The organism is Ruegeria sp. K7 (assembly GCF_056531785.1).
The window spans coordinates 902,419-928,706 of sequence record NZ_JBQFMJ010000001.1 but is presented as its reverse complement, the minus strand read 5'-3'; the positions used below and the strand labels follow the sequence as shown (position 1 = coordinate 928,706).

At 57.4% G+C, this 26,288-nt stretch carries 19 protein-coding genes and 1 tRNA gene; 7 read left to right on the top strand and 13 right to left on the bottom strand.

Annotated elements, in window-relative coordinates:
- Together ACR0FE_RS04640 and ACR0FE_RS04635 are read left to right on the top strand one after the other, a co-directional pair.
- On the top strand, positions 1-510 hold a 510-nt coding region (locus ACR0FE_RS04640), incomplete at its 5' end, for an integrase core domain-containing protein (RefSeq protein WP_480911361.1).
- 6 nt (positions 511-516) lie between these two features.
- Entirely contained in the window at positions 517-2,151 is a 1,635-nt protein-coding gene (locus tag ACR0FE_RS04635) for a winged helix-turn-helix domain-containing protein (RefSeq protein ID WP_170609806.1), read from the top strand.
- Positions 2,152-2,201: 50 nt separating this feature from the next.
- On the opposite strand, the gene ACR0FE_RS04630 is transcribed toward ACR0FE_RS04635, so the two are convergent.
- The gene (locus ACR0FE_RS04630) at positions 2,202-4,115 is read right to left on the bottom strand and encodes an adenylate/guanylate cyclase domain-containing protein (protein ID WP_480492258.1); all 1,914 of its coding nucleotides are present in this window, start codon (positions 4,113-4,115) and stop codon (positions 2,202-2,204) included.
- Positions 4,116-4,453: 338 nt separating this feature from the next.
- On the opposite strand from ACR0FE_RS04630, the gene ACR0FE_RS04625 reads away from it, so the two are divergent.
- A complete protein-coding gene (locus ACR0FE_RS04625; RefSeq protein ID WP_480442324.1) occupies positions 4,454-7,606 on the top strand; it encodes an adenylate/guanylate cyclase domain-containing protein in 3,153 nt (1,050 codons plus the stop codon).
- Between the two features lie 171 nt (positions 7,607-7,777).
- Here ACR0FE_RS04625 and ACR0FE_RS04620 read toward each other — a convergent pair whose 3' ends face one another.
- The gene (locus tag ACR0FE_RS04620; protein WP_480535505.1) at positions 7,778-9,430 is read right to left on the bottom strand and encodes an adenylate/guanylate cyclase domain-containing protein; all 1,653 of its coding nucleotides are present in this window, start codon (positions 9,428-9,430) and stop codon (positions 7,778-7,780) included.
- A 387-nt stretch (positions 9,431-9,817) separates the two neighbouring features.
- Between ACR0FE_RS04620 and ACR0FE_RS04615 the strand changes: the two genes are divergently transcribed.
- The 4 genes from ACR0FE_RS04615 to ACR0FE_RS04600 all read left to right on the top strand — a co-directional run bounded on the left by ACR0FE_RS04615 (position 9,818) and on the right by ACR0FE_RS04600 (position 14,825).
- Positions 9,818-9,892: transfer RNA gene (locus tag ACR0FE_RS04615), tRNA-Gly, on the top strand.
- 129 nt (positions 9,893-10,021) lie between these two features.
- Complete coding sequence (locus ACR0FE_RS04610; protein ID WP_480911359.1) at positions 10,022-11,842, top strand: ABC transporter transmembrane domain-containing protein; 1,821 nt, start codon at positions 10,022-10,024, stop codon at positions 11,840-11,842.
- Between the two features lie 156 nt (positions 11,843-11,998).
- Positions 11,999-13,888: an acyl-CoA synthetase gene (locus ACR0FE_RS04605; RefSeq protein ID WP_480911357.1), complete on the top strand. Its 1,890-nt coding sequence runs from the start codon at positions 11,999-12,001 to the stop codon at positions 13,886-13,888.
- 13 nt (positions 13,889-13,901) lie between these two features.
- Positions 13,902-14,825 carry an alpha/beta hydrolase gene (locus tag ACR0FE_RS04600; protein ID WP_480911354.1) on the top strand — a complete coding sequence of 308 codons (924 nt, stop codon included), beginning with the start codon at positions 13,902-13,904 and terminating at the stop codon, positions 14,823-14,825.
- A 9-nt stretch (positions 14,826-14,834) separates the two neighbouring features.
- On the opposite strand, the gene ACR0FE_RS04595 is transcribed toward ACR0FE_RS04600, so the two are convergent.
- The 11 genes from ACR0FE_RS04595 to ACR0FE_RS04545 form a co-directional block, all read right to left on the bottom strand.
- Positions 14,835-15,671, bottom strand: coding sequence for an alkaline phosphatase family protein (locus ACR0FE_RS04595; protein ID WP_480911352.1), 837 nt, complete (start codon positions 15,669-15,671; stop codon positions 14,835-14,837).
- 158 nt (positions 15,672-15,829) lie between these two features.
- Positions 15,830-17,467, bottom strand: a complete 1,638-nt coding sequence (locus ACR0FE_RS04590; protein WP_170609822.1) for an ABC transporter ATP-binding protein — start codon at positions 17,465-17,467, stop codon at positions 15,830-15,832.
- A complete protein-coding gene (locus tag ACR0FE_RS04585) occupies positions 17,464-18,279 on the bottom strand; it encodes an ABC transporter permease (RefSeq protein WP_170610901.1) in 816 nt (271 codons plus the stop codon). The genes ACR0FE_RS04590 and ACR0FE_RS04585 overlap by 4 nt, the downstream gene beginning before the upstream one ends.
- Positions 18,279-19,235, bottom strand: a complete 957-nt coding sequence (locus tag ACR0FE_RS04580) for an ABC transporter permease (protein ID WP_480911350.1) — start codon at positions 19,233-19,235, stop codon at positions 18,279-18,281. Before ACR0FE_RS04580 ends, ACR0FE_RS04585 begins: the two co-directional genes overlap by 1 nt.
- 15 nt (positions 19,236-19,250) lie before the next feature.
- A complete protein-coding gene (locus tag ACR0FE_RS04575) occupies positions 19,251-20,837 on the bottom strand; it encodes an ABC transporter substrate-binding protein (RefSeq protein WP_170609826.1) in 1,587 nt (528 codons plus the stop codon).
- Positions 20,838-21,194: 357 nt separating this feature from the next.
- Entirely contained in the window at positions 21,195-22,298 is a 1,104-nt protein-coding gene (locus ACR0FE_RS04570) for a glycerate kinase type-2 family protein (RefSeq protein WP_480911348.1), read from the bottom strand.
- Positions 22,298-22,735 carry a D-aminoacyl-tRNA deacylase gene (gene dtd / locus ACR0FE_RS04565; protein ID WP_480811910.1) on the bottom strand — a complete coding sequence of 146 codons (438 nt, stop codon included), beginning with the start codon at positions 22,733-22,735 and terminating at the stop codon, positions 22,298-22,300. Before dtd ends, ACR0FE_RS04570 begins: the two co-directional genes overlap by 1 nt.
- A gap of 39 nt (positions 22,736-22,774) precedes the next feature.
- On the bottom strand, positions 22,775-23,443 hold the full coding sequence (locus tag ACR0FE_RS04560) for a nitroreductase (protein ID WP_480911346.1): 669 nt from the start codon (positions 23,441-23,443) through the stop codon (positions 22,775-22,777).
- An 82-nt stretch (positions 23,444-23,525) separates the two neighbouring features.
- On the bottom strand, positions 23,526-24,644 hold the full coding sequence (locus ACR0FE_RS04555) for a TFIIB-type zinc finger domain-containing protein (RefSeq protein WP_480911344.1): 1,119 nt from the start codon (positions 24,642-24,644) through the stop codon (positions 23,526-23,528).
- A 62-nt stretch (positions 24,645-24,706) separates the two neighbouring features.
- Positions 24,707-25,132, bottom strand: a complete 426-nt coding sequence (locus tag ACR0FE_RS04550; RefSeq protein ID WP_480911342.1) for a hypothetical protein — start codon at positions 25,130-25,132, stop codon at positions 24,707-24,709.
- Positions 25,133-25,136: 4 nt separating this feature from the next.
- Positions 25,137-26,285 carry an SPFH domain-containing protein gene (locus ACR0FE_RS04545; RefSeq protein ID WP_480911340.1) on the bottom strand — a complete coding sequence of 383 codons (1,149 nt, stop codon included), beginning with the start codon at positions 26,283-26,285 and terminating at the stop codon, positions 25,137-25,139.
- Positions 26,286-26,288: the final 3 nt, after the last annotated feature.

Genomic DNA, 26,288 nt, shown 5'->3' with positions numbered 1-26,288 from the left:
CATCCCAACCATGTCTGGGCGATTGATTTTGTCCATGACAAGCTGAGCAGTGGGCGGAGCTACAAGATGCTGACTGTGCTTGATGAGTACACCCGTGAGGCGCTCTGCGTGGCAGTGCGACCCAGAATGAATGCAGCTGACGTTCTGGACGTTCTGCACCGGCTGCTGATGAAACACGGTAAGCCCGAGTTTATTCGTTCAGACAACGGCCCGGAGTTCATCGCTGCACCGCTTCAGGAGTGGCTCCGACGGGTCGGTATCCAACCGATCCAGATCTACCCAGGGTCACCGTGGGAAAATGGCTACAACGAACGCTTCAACGGAACACTCCGTCGCGAAGTCCTCAACGCCGAATGGTTCCACACAACCAAACAAGCTCAGGTCGCCATCAATGTCTGGCTCAGACAATACAACCAGATCCGGCCACATCATGCTCTGAACATGCGCCCACCTGTGCCTGAAACCTTATTAGAGAAACCTCAATTTAGTGGTGCCGAACGAGGGGGCTAGACAAGTATGTACCGTTTTTTAGATTTCCAACTTGAGCCGACACAGGGATTGAACCGCTGTGGCGAACCGGTTGCTCTGGAACCTCAGGCCCTGCAATTGCTGGAGTTTCTCGTCAGGAACCGAGACAGGATCGTCAGCAAGCAAGAGATCATTGACGAGATTTGGGGCGGCTCGGCGATCACGGACGCGGCGCTGAACACGCGCATCCGGTCCGTTCGCAAGGCCTTGGGCGACACTGCGGCAAGCTCAGACTACATCAAAACCTTTCCAAAGCGCGGGTTCCAATTTGTGGCCCCGGTTGCATCGGATGAACCGCCTGAGCGCGTTGCCCAAGCGCCCAAACGCGGCGTTCTTGTTGCGGGTGTTCTGTTGGCTTTGGCAATTGCCATGCTGTCCTTTTCCATATTTGCCGACCGGCAGCGATTGCCGGACACCGGAAAACCCTCTTTGGCCGTTGTGCAGTTTGACAATATCGGGGACGAAAGAACTGGTCAGTATTTCGTCGATGGTCTCACCGACGACCTGATCGCGCATCTGTCGCGCAATCGGGAACTGTTCGTTGTGTCCAGCGCAACGATGTTCTCTTACGCGAAGGATCAGGTAACCCCGATAGAAATCGCGCGCGACCTTGGGGTTGGCTATGTTGTCCGCGGCAGCGTCCGAAGGGCCGACGGTCAGATGCGCATCAGCGGAGAACTTATTGATGTCGACAGCGCCGAAACCATCTGGGCCGAGGTTTTTGATCGTCAGGTAACGGATGTCTTTAATATTCAAGACGAGATCAGCCGGGCCATCGCCGGCCAGTTGTTGCCTGAGATATATCAGTCCGGCGAAGCACGGTCGCAGGAAAAACCGACCGAAGACATGGGTGCATGGGATCTGTATTTGCGCGGCCGGGCGCGGCAGGCAGTGTTTTCGCAAGAGGCCCAGCAGGACGCGGTGACGTTTGCACAGTCCGCCATCGCAGCTGATCCGAAATTCGCCGCAGCACACAGCCTGTTGGCCCGCGCGCTGGGAACGATATTCTTCTTTCAGTGGTCGGATACCCCTCAGGACACGTTGATTGCCGCGACTGAGGCGGCCAAGCGAGCAATTGAACTGGACGATCAGGACGCGCAGGCGCATGCGGCCCTCGGCTATATCTACCGCTTTACAGGAGAGGCCGATCCAGCCATCGCAAATCTCGAACGCGCTGTCGCGCTCAACCCCAACGACGCGCGTATCCGGCTGGAATTGGCGCATACTTATGACTGGTTTCGTATGCAGGACCGCGCCCTGCCCGAGATAGAGATGGCGATCCGGTTAAGCCCGCGCGATCCGCTTCTTCAAAACATGTACTTCTACCAGGGTCACATCTTGTTTCATCTTGAACGCTACGCAGAAGCGCTGGACGCAGCCCGGCAATTAGGCGCGGTGGCGACAAGCAATACTTGGCGGCTTTTTCACCACCTGTTGAGCGCGGCCACTCTTGCCGAGATGGGCAGACAAGACGATGCCCAAGAGGCTGTCAAAGATGCACTTGAAATCAACCCGAAACTATCAATCTCAGCGATGCGCAGGCAATTCGCAGGATCGAAAAACCACCCAGAAAACCGACGGATCTGGCTGGCAAGCTTGCAAAGAGCGGGCGTGCCCGAATAACAATCGGCGCCAGACTCTGCGCCACCCTATGCCTTAACATGCCGTGTTGGTTAGCCTGCACTATCCTCAAGTGGGGCAAACCGGCCCTCTGGCATTTCCACAGCTCTGTAGGCTTCCACGAAAGGCAGAATGTGTTCATCCGGGCGCGCAAAGCGGCGATACATCCAGACAATGTCACCAATCTTAATACCCGGACGAATTTTGTTTAGCCGATCCCGCGCTGCAATGGCCGCCTCGTGCGGACCCAGTTCAGCCAGAATCGCAACCTCGATAGAAACCGACCACCAAATGTCCGGCTGTGCCCCCTTGCGATAGGTGGTAAGCGCTGTTTCATAATCTCCATTCAGGAAATGATACTCAGCCAGTGACTGATACCAGTTTGGGTCCGCTGCATTTGGGTCAAGCGCAATTGCATTCTCAACAAGAGCGGCACCCAATTCCAGGCGCCCGGACCAAATGAACTCATAGCCGATCTGCCCTTGCAGATAACGATCTGTCCCCAATGCCAGCGCCGTTTCAGCAGACGAGAAGAACCCGTCAAGATCACGTTGAATCTGGAGCACAAGCGCCAGAAGGAAGTGAGCACGCGCAGAATATGGGTTCAGTGAAACCGCGTTCCGCGCCGCCTCTTCCGCGCGTCGGATTTTCTCATCCTGAGTCCCTGGATACAGCCCGGTAAAAAGCTTCACATCCGTTAGCAGAGCCTCGGCCAATTGCGCCCACCCGCGCCAATACTCGGGTTCGTCTTCGACAACCCGCAGGATACAGCCGCGGACGCGCTCTTGAATATCTCGTCTGTTTAGAAAACCAACGCGCAGCAGGGAACATTCATAAGACGAGAGATGATCCGGAGGTTTCGCGCGCGCATGACCTGCGTGAATGCGTTTGATTGCCCCGCCCGCGTCACCCACAGCCGAGGCCACTTTTTCGGTAATGTTCAGCTGAACGTCCAGAATATTTGAAGTCGTGAGGCTTTCGTCATACGCCCCCGACCAGACTTGAAGCCCCGAGGTAGTGTCTATCAATCGCGCTGTCACGCGCAGACGATCTGCAACCTGCCGGACAGAACCTTCCAGCGCATAGTCCGCGCCGAATTTCTGCCGGATACTGAGCGGGTCATTTTCGTCCGGTCCAACGGAATGGGTGGATTGGCGGGACAAAACATTGAGGTCCTGATAGTTCCCCAGTTCAACGATGATGTCTTCGCCTATGCCCACAGCCAATAAATCGTGGGCGTCTGTATTGCTAAGGTTTTGAAACGGCAAAACCGCAACGGTCGGACCTGTTGGCTCTGTTAACAGAGCAGCTTCATCAAAGGTCGGGGCGTCAAGCGGCTCGTGATCAAAGTCAATCCACCACGTGAACAAGCCTATAACGCCCAGACCAACCAACGCGGATGCGCTGGTCATCAATGGCAGCTTGTTTGATCGCCGTTTGGATGCGGGCGCTCTGTCGGACATGACCCGGAAAACTCGAACCGGTTCAGCGATGTTCTTCAGGTTTTTCAGTCCGAGATCCTCAAATCCGGCATCCACCTTGCCCATGGCCTGTTGGACGACACTCTCAGAAACCGCGATGCCGCCTGGGTCCGCCAGACCTTCAATGCGAGAGGCGACATTTACCCCGTCACCGTAAAGGTCCCCATCAGCGATCATGACATCACCGAGGTTTATCCCGATCCTAATTTGCAACCGCGACCCGTTGGCGATGGTTGGAGCAGCCTCAGCCATTGCCCGCTGGATCTCGACGCCACAGGTTACGGCATCGACAACCGAAGCGAATTCGACAAGAGCACCATCCCCCATCAACTTGACGAGCCGCCCGTGATGTCTGGCAATTGCGGGATCAAAAATCTCTGAACGCAGAGTTTTGAGGGCCGACAATACACCTGCCTCGTCGCTGCCCATCAACGACGAATACCCAACGACATCGGCAGCCATGATCGCGGCGAGTCGGCGCTGCATAGGACCCTCCTGTTCACAGTCTAACGGATGTCACGAAGTCCCGACAATGCGTGCCCTTCTGATAGTCCAACCAATTTGGCTGTCATGGCACAAACTGGATGTCCGCTTCCCCGCGACGAATCCTACTCTTTGCAGGTGCCGCGAAAGTCCGCTTCCCGCCCTGAGTGACGAATGCTGCGCTCATCATCTATGTCTGCTTTGGGTTCGAAGCAGACATTGACTGCGCGGTGAATGAGCGACTGCCTTGCGGACAAAGAAGACCTTTAGAAAATACAAATCGCGACAATCTTTTATATGCCTGCTAGTCTGGAGGGGTGGGACCTACCAAACACATCGGCATGTCGATCGACCGATTTCTGAAGGAGATTGGACTCGAAGAGTATATCGATGTTTTCCGGGATGAGGCTGTGGAGCTCGAAACACTCCGGGATCTTCGCGATGAAGATTTGCGCTTGCTTAAAATGCCTCTCGGGCACCGAAAGAAGCTCCTTCGGGCAGCTGCAGCATTCGCACATGTCGAGAACACCCATACTGATGAAAAGCCAGAAAACCGGCGTGTCACAGTATTGTTTTCCGATCTAGTTGATTCAACGCGCTTGGCTCAGAAAATGTCGACCGAAGATTTGCGCGATTTGTTGGCCTCGTTTCACATGGCCAGCGCGCAAGCTATCGAACGGCAAGGTGGCCATGTCGCCAAGTATCTTGGCGATGGGCTGATGGCTTACTTTGGGTATCCAAACGCGCATGAAGATGACGCACTTCGTGCAGTCGAAGCTGCTCTCGCACTTAGGCATGCAGCGCGTAGCATTCCGTTGCCTGAAGGCGACGCCTTGCAGGTGCGCATAGGGATTCACACCGGTCGAGTCGTGGCGGGTGAAATGGGAGCGGGCCGCACGCGGGAGAAGCATTCAATTGTTGGTGAAGCGCCAATTGTCGCATCGCGACTCGAACAATTGGCCGAGGCAGACGAGATTTATGTTAGTGGTGCAGTACGTCTACTGGCCGAGGGTTTTGTGAACACCGAAGCCATCGGCGAACAAAAGCTGAAAGGAATTGATCACCCGCTTCGGGTGTTTCGTGTATTGGGCCGAACCAATGCCAAAAGCCGTATCGAAGCGCGCAGCGAACGTGGCCTGACCAAAATTGTAGGTCGAGGCGCTGAAATCGCCCTGCTGCAATCTCGGTGGCAAAGTGTCTGCGAGGGTGAGGGGCAGACAATCCTTCTGAGTGGAGAACCCGGCATCGGAAAGTCTCGCCTAGCCGCGCATCTTCACGATCGACTGATGCAAAGCAATTCTACGTCAGTGATTACACAGTGCTCGGAGCAACACAGCACTAGTGCGCTTTATCCTTTCATCACGTTGCTCGAAACGACCGCCGAAGTTTTGGACAACGATTCAAAGAAAACCCGACTATCGAAGCTGTCGGGCCACGTTGATTCCTTGCTCGGCAGCGAGGCCGCCAAAAGCGTCGAAGACTACCTGTCGATCGAAGATACCCCCATGGTTAGCGGTCAGCCAACACAGAAGCGCCGAAATTTCATTGCGGCTTTGTTGGATTGGCTGTGCCGACCAGCAAAAAACGGATATGCCTGCCTGATTTTTGAAGATGCGCATTGGTCTGATCCCAGTTCGTTAAAATTGCTGACTCAACTGATTGCTCGCACACGCCAATTGCCAATACTTGTGGTCGTCACCTCGCGCCCTGGATTTGATCCCGAATGGGTTAGACAGCATAATGTGACAGCAATTTCACTGAACCGGTTGGGACGCAGAGCAAGCAGAGAAATTGTTCGCGAAAAACTACTCAGGGAACCAAGCTCCCGAGACCGCACCGAAGAAATTGTAACCAGGGCTGAGGGGGTACCTCTGTTCCTCGAAGAGTTCTGTCGGGCTTTGCGCGACGGAGGTGAGAGGAACGGCATTTCAACGATACCTGAAACGCTAGACGAGTCCTTATCCACTCGCCTTGACGGTTTAGGCCAAGCCAAACGTCTTGCTCAAGTTGGCGCAATGTTGGGGCGCCGGGTTCCACGAGATCTTCTGGCCAACGTTTTGGACACAGACCCTGCCGACATTGAGCAAAACATTTCCAAGTTGGTAGATGCCGCTATCTTTGCGCGCGAGGACCACGGAGGTAAAGTTGAATACATGTTCACTCACGCTCTGGTTCAAGACGCAGCGCTAGCTAGCCTGTTGAAGCGCGAGCGCGAAAAGTTGCATGGTAAAATCGCTGATGCGTTGATCGGCCTAAGTGGAGACAGCAGGTTCCCAGCTGAGGCAATTGCGCGTCACCTCTTTGAGGCCAGGCGCTTTGATGAAGCGGTGCATCTGTGGTTCCATGCTGGACGCCTGATGCAGCAACGGTCGGCGGATCATGAAGCGATTAAGCATTTTCGCGAAGGTCTCGCAGCACTCAATATGCTCCCTCAGTCTGACGAACGGGACAGAAGAGAGCTTGAGCTTGTCATGGCGCTCGCACCTCTAATACTTGTCGTCAATGGCTGGAGTGCAAAAGAGACATATGAGATCTACGCGAAGGCAAGGGCTCTTTGCGAAAAACTTCGCGATCGCAGAGGTTTACTGCCAGTTAACTACGGTGAGTATCTGATACATGTGTCTAGGGCGGAATATGGTAGTGCGCTCGCTTTAGCCCAAGAGCTGCTGGCGCTTGCGGAGGAACTGGAAGACGAGGCAGGGCTTTTGCAAGGTCACCGGGTCGTCGCTTGGTGCTCTCTCTATTTGGGCAGATTGGCCGAGGCGGATACGCATGCTCAGAAGCTCCTTGCGATGTACGACCTGGATCGGCATCAGAAAGTCGCATTGGACTATGGCTATGATCCCCGCGTTGCTGGGCTGTCCATTCTGGCAATTATCTTTTCGTTGCGAGGAGAATGTGCAGAAGCAGAGCGACTTGGTGTTGAAGCGGTAGCCCACGCACGCAAGATTGGGCATGCAAGCAGCCTTGCGTACGCCCTGATGTTTGCATGCGCAATGTCGGCAGCAATGCGCGCAGACGCTGAGACGGCAAAGCATTACGGACAGCACCTGAAATCGTTAGCCGAAGAGCAGGAGAGTGAATTGTGGGCTGCTTATGCCGACGTGATACTTGGCTGGTCCGGTAAAAAAGGATCGGATGTCGTCCGCGCAGCTATCGACAGACTGTCTCTGACGGCCCGCAACCCATGGCTTCCGTTTTTCCAATCACTTTGCGCCGAACTCTTGATGTCTGAAGGAGAGCAGAGCACCGCACAGGATTTGCTACATGACGCTCTGTCATTCGTTGAGCGAAGCCAAGAGCGTAACTGGGAGCCGGAAATTTGTCGACTGCTTGCGCACACGTTGCCCGGTAAGAACGCAGGTCTTCGAGCTACAGAACGCGGCTGGCTGACGCGAGCAATCCAAGCCGCCACAAGAAATGGCGCAAGGGCCCTCGAACAGCGCGCTCGGCGTGATTTGTCGGAAGTCGATGACAGATTGCGAAGTGGATAGGCAAGTTTGCTGCTCGACTGTATTGGGATCGGGGCAGTCATTCGCTCAATGGCAACGAATGTCTAACTTGCGGACATAACGGTCATTCGTCGCGCAGTCGGGTGTCTTTTGGCGCACTAATATTGGACCCCGGCCAGAGCGCCGGAGGTATAAACGGGCAGAACTCTCACGTCACGCGTCCAAGACGAGCAATGCATCCGAAATCCGGTCTGCGGCAGATTGATCGCGCAAGGGGAGCCGGGCCAGTGAGGTCGGTTCGAAATCTGCTTCGATCTGCTTAAGATGCATTAGTCTTTGGAGTGCAGCTTCTGTGTCGCCAGAAACAGAAAGTGCTGCAGCCAGCAGCGCTAGATTCGCCGGCAAATTTGGCTCTGCATGGTCGGCCTGCATTAACTGTTGGACTGCACGAGAATGATCTCCAGCTACCAGCGCGACATAGCCGGCGTCTCGATAGTAGAGATGCCGGTAGGGATAGGCAGGGTCGCACGCAAGCGCGATATGCGACAACTTGGTTGCGTCATCAATTGAGCCTTCGGCCAGCTTAATTAAGGCCATAGTATTAATCGCGTGATAGTAGTCGGGGTTCAGCGTCAGAGCCTCTTCCAAATCAATGCGCGCGGCTTGCAAGTCGTGGTTCCCAAAAAGCGATAGCGTCCCGCGTACGGTCCGGATCAGGTGGTCATTTGGCCTAATTTTCGTTGCGGTATCGATCAGTCCTCGCGCTTTTACGACTTGCTGAAGGCCCATGTCTCGCCAGCCAAGGATGCGGGACATGCTGACTATATTCCAGCATAGCATTGTCATTGCCATCCAGTTGTCTGGATCAAGGCGCAGAACACGTTGCAGCAAGGATCGCGAAAGCTCCCAAGATTCCTTGGTAAATGTGAAGTTGCAGCCCATCGCAAAGTTGAGCAGTTCCTCAACGCTCATGTCTTCTGGAGATTTGTGCTTGAATTTTTCCGCCAGTAGGGCTGGAAGTCGAATTCGGATTGATCCGGCCACGCGCTGACACAAGCGATCCTGGATGTCGAAAGCGTCTGAGCCTCCTTCATCAATTCGATCGGTCCAAACACACGTGCCCGTGGCGCATTCCACGAGTTCAATCAGCACGCGCCAACGATCGCCCGAAACCCGAATGGATCCACCAAGTTTAAAGTCTGCGTCGTTTTTGACGGCAACGAGTTCCAATCCGGTTTGACGGCCGAATGCGTGGCTCAAATCCGCGCGCAACGCAGACGCCATTTCAACCGCCGCAGCATTTCCTCCTTCAAGGTTGCTCAAGTGGAGCTTGGGTTTGCCATTCATGCCGACTGGTGTCCGGGTCAAAGCGGGGAGCGGTCCTGGCCAGCTCCAAACCTCAACTGGCATTTGAATGTTTTTCAGTTCTACAACACCGTTTGGGTGGAACTCTGCATCCACCCCACGGTGCATAAGGCGTTGAGCATCTGCAGAAATGGCGATGCCGCCGCCATCTGCGACCGTCTCAAGACGTGCCGCCACGTTTACCCCAGAGCCGAAGATGTCGCCGTCAATATGAGTTATGTCGCCCACGTTTACCCCGATCCGAAGTGACAGATCCGAACCTTGCATGTCCGATTGGATTGCCAGGGCGCAGTTTACGGCGTCGGCGGCAGACGCAAACTCAGCCAGCCAGCTATCGCCCATTCTTTTTACCACCTGTCCATGCCTACCTGTGATTTGCTTCTCGACAATCTCGGACTGAATTTTCAGAACGGCGTTGAGCGTGTGAACCTCGTCGAGCTCCATTCGGCGGCTGAACCCAACTATGTCTGCCGCGAGCACTGCTGCAAGTCGTCGTTCCATGCATTGGACTATAACGGTTCAAAGCAAACTTGGCAGCCAACGTATACGGTATATGACCAAGTTGGGCTCAAATCGGTCATTCGCTGCGTCTCGGCGCATACAGCCCATTTGAACGTCCGCTCCGGGCTCGGTGCAGTCATTGCCGCCAATAAGACGAATGCCCGTTCTTTCAGCAATGGGGACATTCGAACAGTTCCGATTGGAACAGGGACACTTTGATTGTTCAGTGCTTCTATTTGAAAATTGACAGCTTACTTTTCGGCCAAACTCCATTACTTGCCTGCGATTCAGCTGCAGATTTTTTGTTCAACAAAGATCAGTTGCCTGAAAAAAAACAAATCCTCTATTGACCGTAAATTTGGGATGAAATACACCCGCTCGAGCTGAGCGGGCGTCGTATACTGGCTATTACCTCAGCCTTCCAAGCTGATGAAGCGGGTTCGATTCCCGCCGCCCGCTCCAGATCAGCCCCGAAAACTCTGCGTCAAATGGCCCATGTGGACCGCTGATTTTGCCATGCGGCTTGACCCTGCCGGTCACTGCCGCCAAGAAAGCGGTCACTCAAACCCGATCAAGACACAAGGGCCAGACATGGCAAGAAGCACGACCGCCAGTCCAGCAACAACACCGGCCCCCGGCGCCAGCGAAGAGCGTAAGGGATCGAGAAAGGTTGGGGTACTGACGTCCCTCTGGCCGTTCATGAAGCCGTATCGGTTGCTGATGATCGGGGCCACTCTGGCGTTGGTGCTGACGGCGAGCATGACGCTGACACTGCCGCTGGCGGTGCGTCGGGTGGTGGACAATTTCCGCATCGAAGATGGTGAGCTGCTCGATTGGTATTTTCTGGCCGCACTGGGCATCGCGGCGGTGTTGGCAGTCGGAACCGGGGTTCGTTACGCTCTGGTAACGCGGTTGGGTGAGCGTGTGGTTGCCGATATCCGCAAGGCGGTGTTTGACCGTGTGATCGGCATGAGCCCGGAATTTTATGAACGCATCATGACCGGCGAAGTTCTGAGCCGCATCACGACAGACACAACCTTGATTCAATCCGTGTTGGGGTCTTCGGTTTCGATTGCGCTGCGCAACATGCTTCTGTTTTTCGGTGGTCTGGTGCTGATGCTGCTGACCTCGGCCAAGCTGACCGGCATGGTTTTGCTGCTGATCCCGATCGTGGTCGTTCCGATCCTCGTTCTGGGCCGCCGCCTGCGCGTGATCAGCCGCGAGAATCAGGACTGGATCGCCGCTTCGTCAGGCAATGCGGGTGAGGCGCTGGGCGCCGTTCAAACCGTACAGGCCTTTACCCACGAAGACGCCAGCCGCAAGCAGTTCGGTGACATGACCGAGACCTCGTACGTGGTTTCGCTGCGCCGTATCCAGACCCGTGCGGTGTTGACCGTCATCGTTATTTTCCTTGTGTTTTCCGGCATCGTCGGCGTGTTGTGGATGGGCGCGAATGATGTGCGGAACGGGGTCATGACCGAAGGTGTTCTGATCCAGTTCGTGATCTATTCGATCATCATGGCAGGCTCGGTCGCCGCGCTGTCGGAAATCTGGAGCGAGCTGCAGCGCGCCGCAGGGGCAACCGAACGGCTGGTTGAACTGCTGAACGCCGAAGACACCGTGATCGATCCGGCGCAGGGCCATACACTGCCGCAGCCCGTGCGGGGCGAAATCCGGTTCGAAGACGTGACTTTCCGCTATCCGGCGCGTCCGGACATCGTGGCGCTGGACCATCTGACGTTGCAGGTCAAACCGGGCGAAACGGTTGCTTTCGTTGGTCCGTCCGGAGCAGGCAAGACAACCGTGATCCAGATGATCCAGCGGTTCTATGATCCTGACGGGGGACATGTCAGCCTCGACGGGGTGAACCTGCGCGATCTGAGCCGTGCCGATTTCCGCCAGCACATGGCGCTGGTGCCTCAGGATCCGGTGATCTTTGCGGCCTCTGCGCGGGAAAACATCCGTTTTGGCCGTCTTGACGCAACCGATGCCGAGGTTGAGGCCGCTGCACGTGCCGCCGCCGCACATGACTTCATCTCTGCGCTGCCGGAAGGCTATGACAGCTTTGTCGGCGAGCGAGGCGTCATGCTGTCTGGCGGACAGAAACAGCGTATCGCGATCGCTCGCGCAATCCTGCGGGACGCGCCGGTTCTGCTGCTGGACGAGGCGACCTCGGCACTGGATGCCGAAAGCGAACGGGCGGTGCAGGGCGCGGTGGATCAGATGCGCGCAGGGCGGACCACGCTGATCGTTGCGCACCGTCTGGCCACAGTTAAAAAGGCCGATCGCATCGTTGTGCTCGAAAGCGGCCGGATCGTGGCGCAGGGCACGCATGAGGATCTGGTAGCGCAGGATGGCCTCTATGCACGTTTGGCGCGCCTGCAATTCACGGATGGTGTCGCTGCGGAATAGCCTGACGTATGGGAAATTCCGATTTCGCCGTGGCGTAATTCTACAAATCTTCTGTATCTCTCGATAAGCCGTTGCTTGATAACGCTCGGTTTTGGCCGCATCCTTGCATGCAAAGCAAACCCGCGCGTGACGTGGGAGAGATAAGGGAGGAGCCACATGGCCTTTGTGGGATTGGAAGACAAGGCGAGAATGGAGCAGGAGATGCCGTGGGAGGACCGCGACGTTCCGGTTACCTTCCATCAGTTGCTGTCGCGTACGGCCGGGCGTTTTCCCAACCACAAGGCAATCAGCTTTCAGTTGTTGTCTGGCCCGAAGGACAAGGCGGAGACCCTGACCTGGTCAGAACTGCTGGGCAAGGTTAATCAGGCGGCCAATCTGTTCCGTTCGCTTGGCATCGGGAAAAAGGACGTGGTGGCCTATGTGCTGCCCAACTGTAACGAAACGCTGGTCACTCTGATGGGTGGGGCGGTCGCGGGTATCGTGAATCCGATCAACCCGTTGCTGGAGCCGGAGCAGATCGCGGCCATCCTGCGGGAGACAGGTGCCAAGGTTGTCGTCACGTTGAAGTCATTCCCCAAGGCGGATGTCGCGCAGAAAGTGGAAGAAGCCGTACGGCACGCGCCAAGCGTCAACACCATTCTCGAAATTGATCTGAACCGCTATCTCACGCCTCCGAAATCGTGGCTAGTGCCGTTCCTGCGTCCCAAAATGGGCAACAAGGAGCATCTTGCCCATGCGGACTACAAGGATTTCGGACAAGAGCTGGCCAAACAGCCGACAACGCTGACCTTTGAAGACAGCAAGGAAGACCGCGTCGCCTGTTTCTTCCATACCGGAGGGACAACCGGTATGCCAAAGGTCGCGCAGCACAAGTATTCCGGTCTGATTTACAATGGCTGGCTGGGCAACACGCTGTTGTTCGATGAAAACGACGTCATCATGTGCCCGTTGCCCATGTTCCATGTCTTTGCTGTGCATGTGATCATGATGGCGGCGGTGTCCTCTGGCGCGCATGTGATTTTCCCGACGCCTGCAGGGTATCGGGGCGACGGAGTGTTCGACAATTTCTGGAAACTGATCGAACGCTGGAAAGTTACCTTTATCATCACCGTACCCACCGCGATTTCCGCCAAGATGCAGCGCCCCGTGGATGCTGATATCTCAAGCGTGAAAACCGCCTTTTCGGGTTCGGCCCCTTTGCCGGTGGAGCTGTTCCGCCGGTTCGAGGAAGCGACCGGCGTTACAATTGTCGAAGGTTATGGCCTGACCGAAGCAACCTGCCTTGTTTCGTGCAATCCGGTGGATGGCGAGAAGAAGATCGGCTCGATCGGTATTCCCTTCCCATACACCGACGTCAAAATTCTGCGCGACGGGGCGGATGGCCCGACGGAATGCAACGTAGACGAGATTGGGGAAATCTGTGTTTCGAACCCCGGTGTCTACGCGGGCAATACCTATACCGAAGTGGACAAGAACGTTAACCTCTATCATTTCGACAAGTATCTTCGGACGGGTGACCTGGGGCGGTTTGACGAGGACGGGTATCTGTGGATCACCGGTCGTGCCAAGGACCTGATTATTCGCGGCGGCCACAACATCGATCCGGCCGAGATCGAAGAAGCACTGCTGGGGCACGAGGCGGTCGCCTTTGCCGGCGCAATCGGACAGCCGGACGCGCATTCGGGCGAGGTGCCGTGCGCTTTCGTGGAACTGGTCGACGGGGCCAGCGTGACCGAAGAAGAACTGTTGGAATACTGCAAGGTTCACGTTCACGAGCGTGCAGCGCAGCCCAAGCATATGACAATTCTGGACGAATTGCCAAAAACGGCGGTGGGTAAAGTCTTTAAGCCCGAACTTCGAAAACAGGCGATTACCCGAATCTACAATGGTGCGCTCGAGAAGGCGGGCGTCGACGCGCGCGTGGTTTCCGTGATCGACGACAAAAAGCGCGGGCTCGTCGCACAGCTTGACGCGAACGGCTCATCCGAGGACGATGTTTCCAAAGTGCTGGGATCGTTCACCCGGCCATGGGAATGGGCTGCCTGACCGCGGAGGGACAATGGATTATGAACGTCTGATCGATGAAGAAACCTGGGCGTTCATAAGACGAACGGCTGAAAGCTATCCCGAAGATGCCGTCGAGTTGTCGATTGACGATCAGCGCCGCGTCTATGACGCGATGTGTCAGGACTTTCGCCAACCCCGGCCGCCGGGCGTAAATACGCAGGACAGGTCCGCCAACGGTGTACCAGTCAGGGTCTATACAGCCGGAGATCCCACCCGCACCGTGGTTTATTTTCACGGCGGCGGATTTGTCGTTGGTGGCCTTGAAAGCCACGATGACGTCTGTGCCGAAATCTGCGCGCAAACCGGATACCACGTTGTCGCCGTCGACTATCGGCTTTGCCCCGAACATGTGCACCCGGCGCAGTTTCAGGACAGCTGGACTGCGGTCACCTGGGCCGCGCAGGAGTTCGGCGATCCCGTGGTACTGGCTGGCGACAGCGCCGGGGGTAATCTGGCGGCAGCGGTTGCACACTATGCGCGCGGGCGACTGGACGACGTTCTGGGGCAGGTCCTGATTTATCCGGCTCTTGGTGGGGACAACTCAAAGGGGTCCTATGTCGAACATGCGCATGCCCCGCTTTTGACGCAGGAAGAAGTGACGTTCTATGAAAAAGTCCGCTGCGGCGGTTCCGTGCCGGATCATGATCCGACTTTTGCGCCTTTGCACGATTCTGACTTTTCCGGGCTCCCACCAACCGTTGTCGTAACCGCTGATTGCGACCCCTTGCGGGATGACGGGTCAGAATATTGTGAAAGGATCATAGCCGCTGGCGGGCAGGCCTGTTGGATCAACGAACCTGGTCTGGTTCACGGCTATCTGCGCGCCCGAACATCTGTCACACGCGCAGCAGCCAGCTTTGAGCGAATTTCCGTCGCCATCGAGGCGCTGGGACAAAGTATCTGGTCGTACGACTGATCCCCTGCCTTATTTCAGAAACGCCTTAGCCTTCATTGTGTCGGCGATAGGGGCGCCCAGACGGGAAAGGATTGTCGGGGCTAGCTGTAGCTGGTCGATCACCTGATCGGCTTCAGGCCCCTTTGCGTCCCCAAAGTAATACAGCGCCGTTTCTTGTTGCAGCGGGCTGCGCCCGCCGTGGTGGCCGCGTTCGTCCTGACCGTGATCGGCAGTCACGATGACCTCGTAGCCCAGTTGCCGCCAACGTGGGATGAACGGGGCCAGCATTTCGTCCGCGACGAAACAGGCGTGATCCATCTCTTCGCAATCGTGGTAGAAGCGGTGCCCCATGCTGTCCAATGTACAGGCATGAACCAGCCCGTAATCCAGCCCATGACGCAGACAGAGGTTGGTCAGAGTGGCATATAGGTCTACGTCAGACGGCGTCATCTGATTGGCTTTGCCGTAGCCGGTCATGGTGTGGAACCGGCCATGGTTGATCGTCTTGCTGTCCGGCTCATCATATTCGATGTCGCGGACGTAATCGAACGGGTGCCGATTGAAGAATTGCGACCAATAGCTGTGGGTCACGGCGCCGGTCACGCCACTCGCCTCACGGATCTGGCTGAAGACGTCCTTGTGGCTTAGCCGGAACACGTTTCCGTTGCCCGTGCAGCCGTGCTCTTGCGGTGTCACTCCGGTATGGATCGACGCATAGCAACTGGCCGATGTGGATGGCAGAACCGCGCGCAGTTTCCAGACCCGTGCCTCGCCATTGTCAACCCAGCCTTCAAGGTTGCCGAACAGTCTCCGGAAATTGCGCCACGGAACACCGTCCAGAATGATGAGGAGTAGTTTGCGGTCCATGTCATTGGCCTTTTGATTGAATATTTCAGGCGACCCTAGGGGATTCGCGGTCAGGGTTCTGCCCGTTCGCGCCCCCAATGGCAAAATCCCGACACCTGTCATTGAACAAGGTGCCGGGATTTCAGGTTTTCACCGAAAAGTCACGGAAAGGGCAGGGATCAGTTCCCGGCACTTTCCATCTTGCGGTGGGCGACGACCTCTTCCAGCCAGCCCAGATGCATCTCGGGGACCGAGCTGAGCAGCAGGTCGGTATAGTCGTCGAACGGCGGGCTCAGAACCTCGGATTTCGGACCGTACCGGACCACGCGGCCCTGGTACATTACGGCAATCGAATCCGAGATCGCGCGCACTGTCGCCAGATCGTGGGTGATGAACAGATAGGCCACGTCCTCGATCTTCTGCAGATCCAGCAGCAGCTTAAGGATCCCGTCTGCCACCAGCGGGTCGAGTGCCGAGGTCACCTCGTCACAGATGATCATCTTGGGCTTGGCCGCCAGCGAGCGCGCGATACACACACGCTGTTTCTGACCACCGGACAGTTCCGCCGGGTAGCGGTCGATGAACTTCTCGCCCAGTTCGATCTCATCCAGCAATTCGATGATCCGCTTGCGCTTTTCCGCTCCGCGCATGTTGAAGTAAAACTCCAACGGGCGGCCGATGATCGTACCAACCGTTTGACGGGGGTTCATCGCAACGTCGGCCATCTGATAGATCATCTGCAACTCGCGCAGGTCCTCGCGGGAACGCCCCTTTAAATCGGGCGACAGCTTGCGACCGGCGAAGGTGATCTCTCCGTCGCGCGGCGGCAGCAGGCCAGTGATCACCCGCGCAAGCGTCGATTTACCCGAACCGGATTCCCCCACGACCGCCAAGGTCTGCCCCGGATGAAGCTCGACGTTGACGTTGTGCAGCACGTCGAAATTCAGACCCTTGTAGCGCGCGGTGATGCCGTCGACGCTCAGCACCGCTTCGGGTGTGGGCTTCTTTTCTTCGTGTTCGATGGAGCGGACCGAGACCAGCGCCTTGGTGTATTCCTCTTGCGGGTTGTTGATGATCTGATCGGTATTGCCGTATTCGACAGTGTTGCCCATTCGCAAAACCATGATGTCGTCGCTCACCTGCGCAACAACAGCAAGGTCGTGCGTAATGTAGAGCGCGGCAACGCCGGTATCGGCAATGGCTTCCTTGATGGCCATCAGAACATCGATCTGCGTGGTAACGTCCAGCGCCGTGGTGGGTTCGTCGAACACCACCAGATCAGGCTCGGGACACAACGCCAGGGCTGTCATGCAGCGCTGCAACTGACCGCCCGAGACCTGGTGCGGGTAGCGTTCGCCGATATTGTCCGGGTCAGGCAGACCCAGCTTGGCAAACAGCTCCCGTGCGCGGCCTTCGGCCACTTTCCGCGAGAACTTTTTCTGTTCGACTGCGGCCTCAATCACCTGATCCATGATCTTCTTGGCCGGGTTGAACGAGGCTGCGGCGGACTGGGACACATAGGTGACCTCACCCCCCCGCAACTTGCGTATGTCGCCATGCGACGCTTTCAGAATGTCTCGTCCGTTTACCCAGACCTCACCACCGGTGATTTTCACACCGCCCCGGCCATAGGCCATCGACGCCAGTCCGATGGTGGATTTACCGGCGCCGGATTCACCGATCAGGCCCAGCACCTTGCCGGGCGCGAGGTCAAAGCTGACCCCGTGCACGATTTCGATGTCATGAGGCTTTTCGCCCGGCGGGTAGACAGTCGCGCCGATTTTGAGGTCGCGGACCTTGAGAAGGGTATCACTCATCCCCGGCCTCCTTTCAGCGATGTGGTACGGTTCAGAATCCAGTCAGCCACAAGGTTGACCGAGATGGCCAGTGTTGCGATGGCCACAGCGGGGTAGAGCGCTGCGCCAATGCCATAGACGATGCCATCCTTGTTCTCTTTCACGATGCCGCCCCAGTCCGCCAGCGGCGGCTGGACGCCAAGACCCAGGAACGAAAGGGTCGAGATGAACAGAACCATAAAGATGAAACGCAAACCGAACTCGGCCACCAAAGGCGAGAGAGCGTTCGGCAGGATTTCCCGAAAGATGATCCAGCCCCGGCCTTCGCCGCGCAGCTTGGCGGCCTCGACATAGTCCATGACGTTGATGTCCACGGCGACAGAGCGTGACAGGCGATAGGGGCGCGTGGCGTCCAGCAGGCCCATCACAAGGATCAGGATCGGGACGGTTACCGGAACGATTGCCAGAATGACCAGCGCCAGGATCAGGGTGGGGATAGACATGACCAGATCAACCGTCCGGCTGAGCGCCTGATCGGCCCATCCGCCCAGAACCGCAGCCAACAGTCCCAAAGACGTGCCGGTAATGAAGCTGAGCAGTGTCGCAGCGGCGGCGATGAAGATCGTTGTCCGACCGCCATAGATCATCCGGGTCAGCAGGTCGCGTCCAATATTGTCTGTGCCCAGCAGATGCTCGGCGCTGGCGGGCTCCCAAACGTCGCCGACGACTTCAGCCATTCCGTAAGGCGCAATCAATGGGGCGGCAATGGCCACAAAGAAATACGCGCCGGTGAACATAAGGCCGATCAATGCCGAAAGAGGAATGTTCTTTATCATTTCGGATGCCTCAGTCTTGGGTTGGCAAGGATCGACACGATATCCGCAACCATGTTCAGGCCGATATAGACCGCCGCGAACACCACGCCGCAGGCCAGAACAACGGGCACGTCACGCTTGGTCACGGCGTCCACAAGATACTGCCCCATACCGGGATAGACGAACACAACCTCGACGACGACGACACCCACAACCAGATAGGCGAGGTTCAGCATAACCACGTTAACAATCGGCGAAATCGCGTTGGGAAAAGCGTGTCGGGCAATGACTTGAAACGTGCTCAACCCCTTCAGTTCTGCTGTTTCGATATAGGCCGACTGCATCAGGTTCAGAATGGCCGCACGCGTCATGCGCATCATTTGCGCCAATACCACTAGCGTCAGAACGAAGGCCGGCAGCGCAATTGCGTTCAGCTTTTGCCCGAAGGACATGGAATCATTGATCATCGCTAGTGATGAAAACCATCCCAGCTTGACCGAAATATAGTAGATGACAACGTAGCCGATCAGGAACTCCGGGATGGAAACTGTCGTCAGGGTCACCGCGGAAATCAGTTTATCCGGCCAGCGGTTACGGTACCGGACGGCAAGCAGCCCCAGAAAGATCGCAAGCGGGACGGACACGATTGCGGCAACACACGCCAGAAACAGAGTGTTCCCAAGTCGTTTTCCAATGCTCTCGGCAATATCGAGCTTGTTGGTGAGTGACTGGCCAAGATCACCCTGAACGATACCTCCCAGCCATTCGAAATAGCGTGTCAGGGCAGGGCGGTTCAGGCCCATCTCCTCTCGCAGGTTGGTCAGGGCTTCAGGCGTTGCGGACTGCCCCAGGACGGCTTGCGCGGCGTCTCCGGGAAGGGCTTCGGTTAGGCCGAAAATCAGGGCCGAAGCGCCGAACAGCAAAAGGATTCCCAGCGCAAGGCGCTGGGAAACCAGTTTGATGATGGGGTGCATTATCCGTAGCCCGTATCAGACGAACCACATTTTGCGGGACATGTTGCCGTTCATCATCTCCTGAGTCGGGTCAGATTCCCAGCCGTCCAGCTGGTTGCTCACGCCTTCGACAAAGTCGTTGAACATCGGACAGATCAGGCCGCCTTCGTTGCGGACCATTTGACCCATCTGGCTATAGATGCCCTTGCGCTTCTCGGCGTCCAACTCCGCGCGCGCGGCGAACAGCAGATCGTCGAACGCCTGAACCTTGAACCGCGTGTCGTTCCAGTCGGCGCTGGACAGATATGCGGTCGAGTACATCTGATCCTGAACCGGACGGCCACCCCAGTACGACGCACAGAACGGCTGAACGTTCCAAACCTCGGACCAGTATCCATCGTTGGGTTCACGCTTGATTTCCAGCGGAATACCCGCCTGCGAAGCGGTTTGCTGGAACAGCGCAGCGGCGTCCACAGCACCCGGGAAGGCACCGTCGGCGACACGCAGAACGATCGGCGAGCCGTCATGGCCGGACTTCTTGTAGTGCTCAGCAGCTTTTTCAACACTGAATTCGCGCTGTTCGATGGTCTCATCAAACAGGGGGTAGGCTGCGTTGATCGGCATGTCATTTCCGATCGAGCCATAGCCGCGCAGCACTTTGTCCACCAGTTCCTCGCGGTTGATGGCGTATTTCAGCGCGGTGCGCAGTTCGTTGTTGTCAAACGGCGCAGTGTCGCAATGCATGATGAAGACATAATGTCCGCGACCAGCAGTCGAGTGCACCGTCAGGTTCGGTGCGCGGCCCAGCAGGTCGGCAACTTTGGGTTCAACACGGTTGACCGCATGGACCTGACCGGATTGCAGCGCAGCCGTCCGTGCGGTTGCATCGTTGATAACAACGACTTCGACGCTGTCAAAGTTGCCGAAATCGCTGTTCCAGTGGTTTTCATTTTTGGTGAACAGGTGACGGACACCCGGTTCGTCCACTTCCAGCTTGTAAGGGCCGGTACCGATACCCGCACCAGGGTTGTCCATGCCGCCATCCGGCTGAATGATCAGATGGTAGTCGGCCATCAGATAGGGCAGGTCCGCATTCGGCTCGCTCAACGTGACCTGGAAGTTGTCGCCATCGGCCTTCATCGACTCGATGCCTTTCATGATGCCCAGAGCACCCGACTTCGAATCTTCGTTCGAATGACGCTGCATGGTCTTCAGCACGTCTTCGCTGGTCATTGTCTTGCCGTTGTGGAATTCGACACCCTGACGCAGCTTGAAAGTCCAGACCTTGGCATCTGCGCTGCCTTCAACGCTTTCGGCCAGACGCGGTTCGATCGTGCCGTCCGGCGCGACTTCGACCAGCTGGTCTCCGAATTGCTTGCCGTTCTGGAACGGAACCGAACTTGCATAGGTTGCCGGGTCAAGCGAGTTCGTGGATTCGCCGCCCTGCAGGCCGAACTTCAGATCACCGCCCTTTTTCGGGCCTGCCGCACGCGCGGCATCTGCAAACATGGTGCTGGCCATTGCCGCAGTTACACCCAATGCCGCTGCTTTCCCCATGAATTCGCGACGGGTCAGCTTGCCAGCTGTAACCTGTTTGGTCATGTGAGTGAGTTGTTCGTTCATTCAAGAATCTCCCGGTTGGTAGAGTTGCAGGCCCTTTCTGGGCTTTTTATTGACGCACGAGTCAAAGTTCGCGCATTTTAGAGCAGGCGACAAGAACTAAAATTTCAAGAAATGCCGTCCCAGCCTAAAAATGTTGTGTCTCGAAGGTCGCTCATCCAGAGGGAACGCGACCAGATTACTTGTCCTTCAATACTATATCGCGATCCAGGCGTATCTCATCAGTGAAACTTTCTTCACGAAAGGTTTGATAACTGTCGATGTGCGGGCGCAAAATACGTCAGTTTTTTCTGGTTTTGCGGACCGACCTCTGTCCGAAACGACCAACATCGCGCGACTTCGGGACCAGATCATTCCCGTTCACGCGCGCACCACGACAAGCAGGTCCATAACGTTCGTTCCGGTTGGACCGGTGATCAGCAATGCGCCTGCTTTGTCCAGAAAGCTCCCGCTGTCGGCCCGTTGCAATGCCTGCTCTGCGCCCTCGCCCCATGTTGATCCGTCGATAATTGCACCCGCAGCCAGTGTGGGACCATCGGTTCCATCGGTCCCGCCGACCACCAGTGTCAGCCCCTCGGTCCCGGCGATTTCCCGTGCCAGAGCCAGCGCGAGCGCCTGATTCCGCCCCCCGCGGCCGGGGTTTTGCGGCAGTACAACCGTTGGTTCGCCACCAAAAATCATGGCACCCGTCGACATGGACCGCAACCGCGGCCCCAGCGTCCGGGCAATTTCCAGATAGTCGTCGTGCAGACACTCCTCGTTGGCCAGCACCGTGTATCCGGCTTCCACCGCCAATTCCGCTGCTGCGCCCCGCGCATGAGCGTTCGACGCCACGATCCGGGCCGTTGCCTTGTAGGCGTGATCATCGGGCAGTGCGCCGATGCCCGACCCGATGACGTTGAGGTCATCACCGGGCACATCAGATATGGCCAGAACGGTCACGCGCGCGCCCGAAAAACCAGTCAACAGACCGCCTCCCTTGATCCGCGACAGCTTGCGCCGTTCGGCGTTCATGGCGGTAATATCCAGCCCCTCGGACAACAGTCTTTTGTTCAACTGTTCCAGATCGGACAGAGTTTTGCCCGGCACTAGATCCTCGGCCAGCGACGAGGCGCCGCCGGACACCAGCAACAGAAGATGTGATCCGTCCGCCATGTTCTCGACGGCCTCACGCAGGGCTTTGCCGCCCGCAAGACTGCGGTGGTCTGGAACAGGGTGCGAGGCCTCGATCACCTCAACATGCGTAGGCAGGTCGCGGCCGTGATCGTCCTTGGTTACGACAAGTGTCGGCAATGCACCAAAATGTTCCAGGGCCGCCCGCGCCATGGCCGCTGCCGGTTTGCCCACGGCAAGGATGCGATCGGGCATCGGGATATCGCTCAACGCCTGTCTAACAGACGTGTACCCATCCACCGCCGAAACGCCGGCCTGCCAGATCCGTTGTGCTTTTTCCGCTTGGGACATCAGTTTTCCACCCAGATTGTGACCGGTCCATCGTTGACCAGTTCGACGGCCATAGTCGCGCCGAATTCTCCTGTTTCGACGGCAACACCCTGAGCCGCCAGTTTGTCTGCAAACGTTTCATAAAGCTGTTTGCCCTGTTCCGGAGGCGCAGCCTCGGAAAATCCTGGCCGGGTGCCGCGCGACGTATCGGCGGCCAGTGTGAACTGACTGACCACGAGGGCCGATCCGCGGATATCCAGCAGCGACCGGTTCATCTTTCCGGCGTCGTCCTGAAAGATACGCATTTTGGCAATCTTCTGCGCCAGCTTGTCCGCCTGCTGTTCGTCGTCACCCCGCATAGCACAGACAAGGATCAGCAGACCGGTGCCGGACTGACCGATCACTGTTCCGCCGACCGATACGGATGCGCGCGTCACGCGTTGCAGAAGGGCCCGCATGTCTTCTCTCCTAGTTCATTCTTTTCGGGAACACCGACGTCAGCCCCGCCAGTCCACGATTTCATCCACGTCTGCGCGGTTGGTTCGAAAACCGTTCGCAGGGTGGTCCCTGTCCGGGTACCCGAAAGAAATCGCACACAGGATCAGGCGATCATCCGGGATCTGAAAAAACCGGTGCAGAAACGGGCTGTAAGCGGCCAGCGCCGCCTGGGGAATAGTGGCCACGCCCAGAGCCTGCGCCGCCAGCGTAAACGCCGTGACAAATCCACCGCAATCCATTGCACCGTAAGGGCCTAGCTCGGCCGGGCTGGAAATAATGGCGCAATGGGGCGCACCGAAAAGGGCAAAATTCTCGCTCATTTGCCGCGCCGATGCCGTGCGGTCGCCGCGCTCGATCCCGACCGATTCGTACAATGCCCATCCACAGGCACGGCGGCGTTCCTGATAGGTACCTGAATATGAGCTGGGAAAGCGCAGATCCGGGGCAGGGGTGCCGGTCGCGGCTTCATGCATCATGGCCTGCCGGAACCGCTCGGTTTCCGCGCCGCTGGTGATAACGACCTGCCAGGGCTGTGCATTACACCAACTTGGCACCCGGGACGCGCTGGTCAGGATCTTCCGGATATCATCCCGCGTTACCGGATCTGACAAAAAGGCGCGGCAGGAGTGTCGATCCTCCAGCAAGCCGTTCAATGCCGATAGCGTCACCCGATCTCTCCTTCACCCCAACGGCGCGCAGGATGGCTGCGGGTTGGGCGAAGATCAAGGGTCCGGACGACGGATTGTAAGTCTATTGCTGGCCCGCCGCCGCCAGGTAGCCAACCCCGGCCGCGACCAGAAGTCCAAGCACCACCGCGATCGTGATCTTGATGGCCGACCAGGGCCGTTCCCCCTGAACCCGGCCGGTCCGCCCGTTCACTACGAATCGATAGGTCTGACCGCGGTATTTGTAGGCCGCCATCCAGACCGGCAGCAGGATATGTTTGAAGGTAACATCCCGCACATCGGTTTCTACGGCATGCACACGCTGACGATCGCCCCCGATGTCAAAGCGCACATCCCGTTCGATGACGCGCGCCATATGCGCCCGCGCTTCGGCATACCCGTCCTTCAACTCGACCGTGTAGGCTTCGGCCCGAAAGCCCGCCAGATACTCCGGCTGATAAGGCGCAAGCGCGGGCAGGTCCCAGGGCTCCAGAGCATCGGTGTAACGTTTCGGCAATGAGCGAGAGGCGAGCACAAGAACATCATCGAAAAACCGCGCCACGCGGCCCGATTTGGGAGACCAGCGCACCTTTGCGACCTGTTGCTGAACCCGCTTCCCATCGCGCATGACCGTTATGGTTTCATAGTAGATCACACCCCGCTCACCGCGATATCGGGATTTGGTATCGGCGTCGAACGTCCAGTAGGGCACGTAGATACCCTGCATCTTCCGCCCCTTGCGGGCGTATTCTTTCAGGCCATTCGGGGCGAACCACAGCCGGCCGAGCCAATCACCCATGGCCTTGTGGGCCGAACGTTCATCCAGCGCAAACGGCAATACCCCTTTGGGTTTGATGTGACGGTTCACGCCCGAATCCGTGACTACTGGCGTGGCGCAGAACGGGCATTCCGCCGCGTGCGTGGCGGGGTCGAATTCGACTTGAGCGGCACAGTTCGGGCAGGACAGAACCCGGGTTTCCTCAATCTCGCTGTCTGGCAGGCGATCTGCAACTGCCGCGTCAAAATCCAGCTCGCGAAGACTTGCACCGCCCCACGGACCCGCACCAATCGACACCGAGTGCCCACAGTGATCGCAGGTCAACGTGCCGTCGCCGGGGTTGAACCGGTAATCAGCGCCACACTGGTTGCATGGAAAGCGGTGTTCGTCTGTTTGTGTAACAGTGAGTTGCTCAGGATCGGTCATTGCCATTTCACCAGGGTTTACTGTCTCTTACAGGCGCGTGTTCAGTTGCTTTCCAAATGGTCTTAGAAATCAGATGCCGGAACGACCTGCGTTTGGTAGCTGCGTCTGGCGCCATTGCCGAACTCGACCTGAATCAGAATTGTGCCTTCGGGATTGCCGAATAGGTCAAGGCACGCGCCTGACCACTGATCAGCCGCAGCCAGACATATCCGGTTGCCTGACATCTCCGACACATAGGTGGACGTGCGAAGATCGGATAGCGCCCCAAATGACCGGTATTCAGCCCGGCCATTCTGGAATATCCGGAAACCGTCGCCTTTGGCATCGAACAAATCGGCGGCAGCCCCCGGATGAGCCTTGATAAAACTCTGCCGCGCGGCGTCTACCGCGAGCGGAGGAAGAGAGGGCGCGGCCGGTTCGCGGCCCGGTCCCGCACATCCGCTCAGTAAAGCGACGGCGATGAAGACCGGCGCAACAGACCTTCCCATCGGGTCACGCACCCGGCGGCGGCGGCGGGAGAATGGTGAAAAGTTGCGCCAGTTCCTGCACATCACCGGCCTTTTTCCAGCCGTCCTGTCCGGCCGTCCAGACATGCGTGTCGCGGGTGATTTCGCCATCCGTGGCCATGCGGCCCATTTTGGCTTTGGAAAACGGCCCACTAACCTGTCCGTCCACCGCGATGTGCCAGACATGTTCCACGGGCGGCGGGGGCGGCGGTGCCACACGCGCTGCCGGTCGCGGAGCAGCGGGGGCGGACGCGCCCCAGGGGCCGCTCGGCTGACCCGCTGCCATGTTCGACATCTGCTGCGCCATCGCCATGCCCATTCCCATGCCAAGACCCGCGCCCATACCGCCTCCCTGACCGGGGTTGCTGGCGGCGGCCGTCATTGCTTCGGCTGCGGAATACTGGGTGAACTTGCCAAGATCTCCCGCCAGCCCCATCGATGTCCGCTTGTCCAGCGCAGCCTCGACCGCGGGCGGAAGCGAGATGTTTTCGATATAGAACTCAGGCATTTCCAGCCCGTAGCCATCCAGCACCGGCGACACCTCTGCCGCGATCAGCTTGCCCAGATCGGCTGTATTGGCCGCCATGTCCAGAACCGGAATGCCCGACCCGGCGATCACCCGGCTGAACTCCTGCACGATGATGTTGCGGATCTGAAAACTGATCTCGTCCATGGTGAATTCGCCATCAGTGCCGACGATTTCGACCAGGAATTTAGCGGGGTCCTTCACGCGGATCGTGTAGGTTCCATAGGCCCTGATGCGGGTCGGACCGAACTCGGGATCGCGCAACATGATCGGGTTCTTGGTGCCCCATTTCAGGTCATTGAACCGGGTCGTGTTGACGAAATAGATCTCGGATTTGAACGGAGACTGAAAGCCGTGGTCCCAATGCTGTAGCGTCGTCAGGATCGGCATGTTGTTAGTCTCAAGCATGTAAAGGCCCGGCGTGAACACATCCGCCAGTTGCCCCTCGTGCACAAACACCGCCGCCTGTCCCTCGCGCACCGTCAGCTTGGCGCCATACTTGATCTCGTGTCCTTCGCGTTCGAACCGCCAGACCATCGTATCCCGGGTGTCATCCACCCAATGAATGACGTCAATGAATTCGCCGGTCAGAAAATCGAAAATTCCCATCTG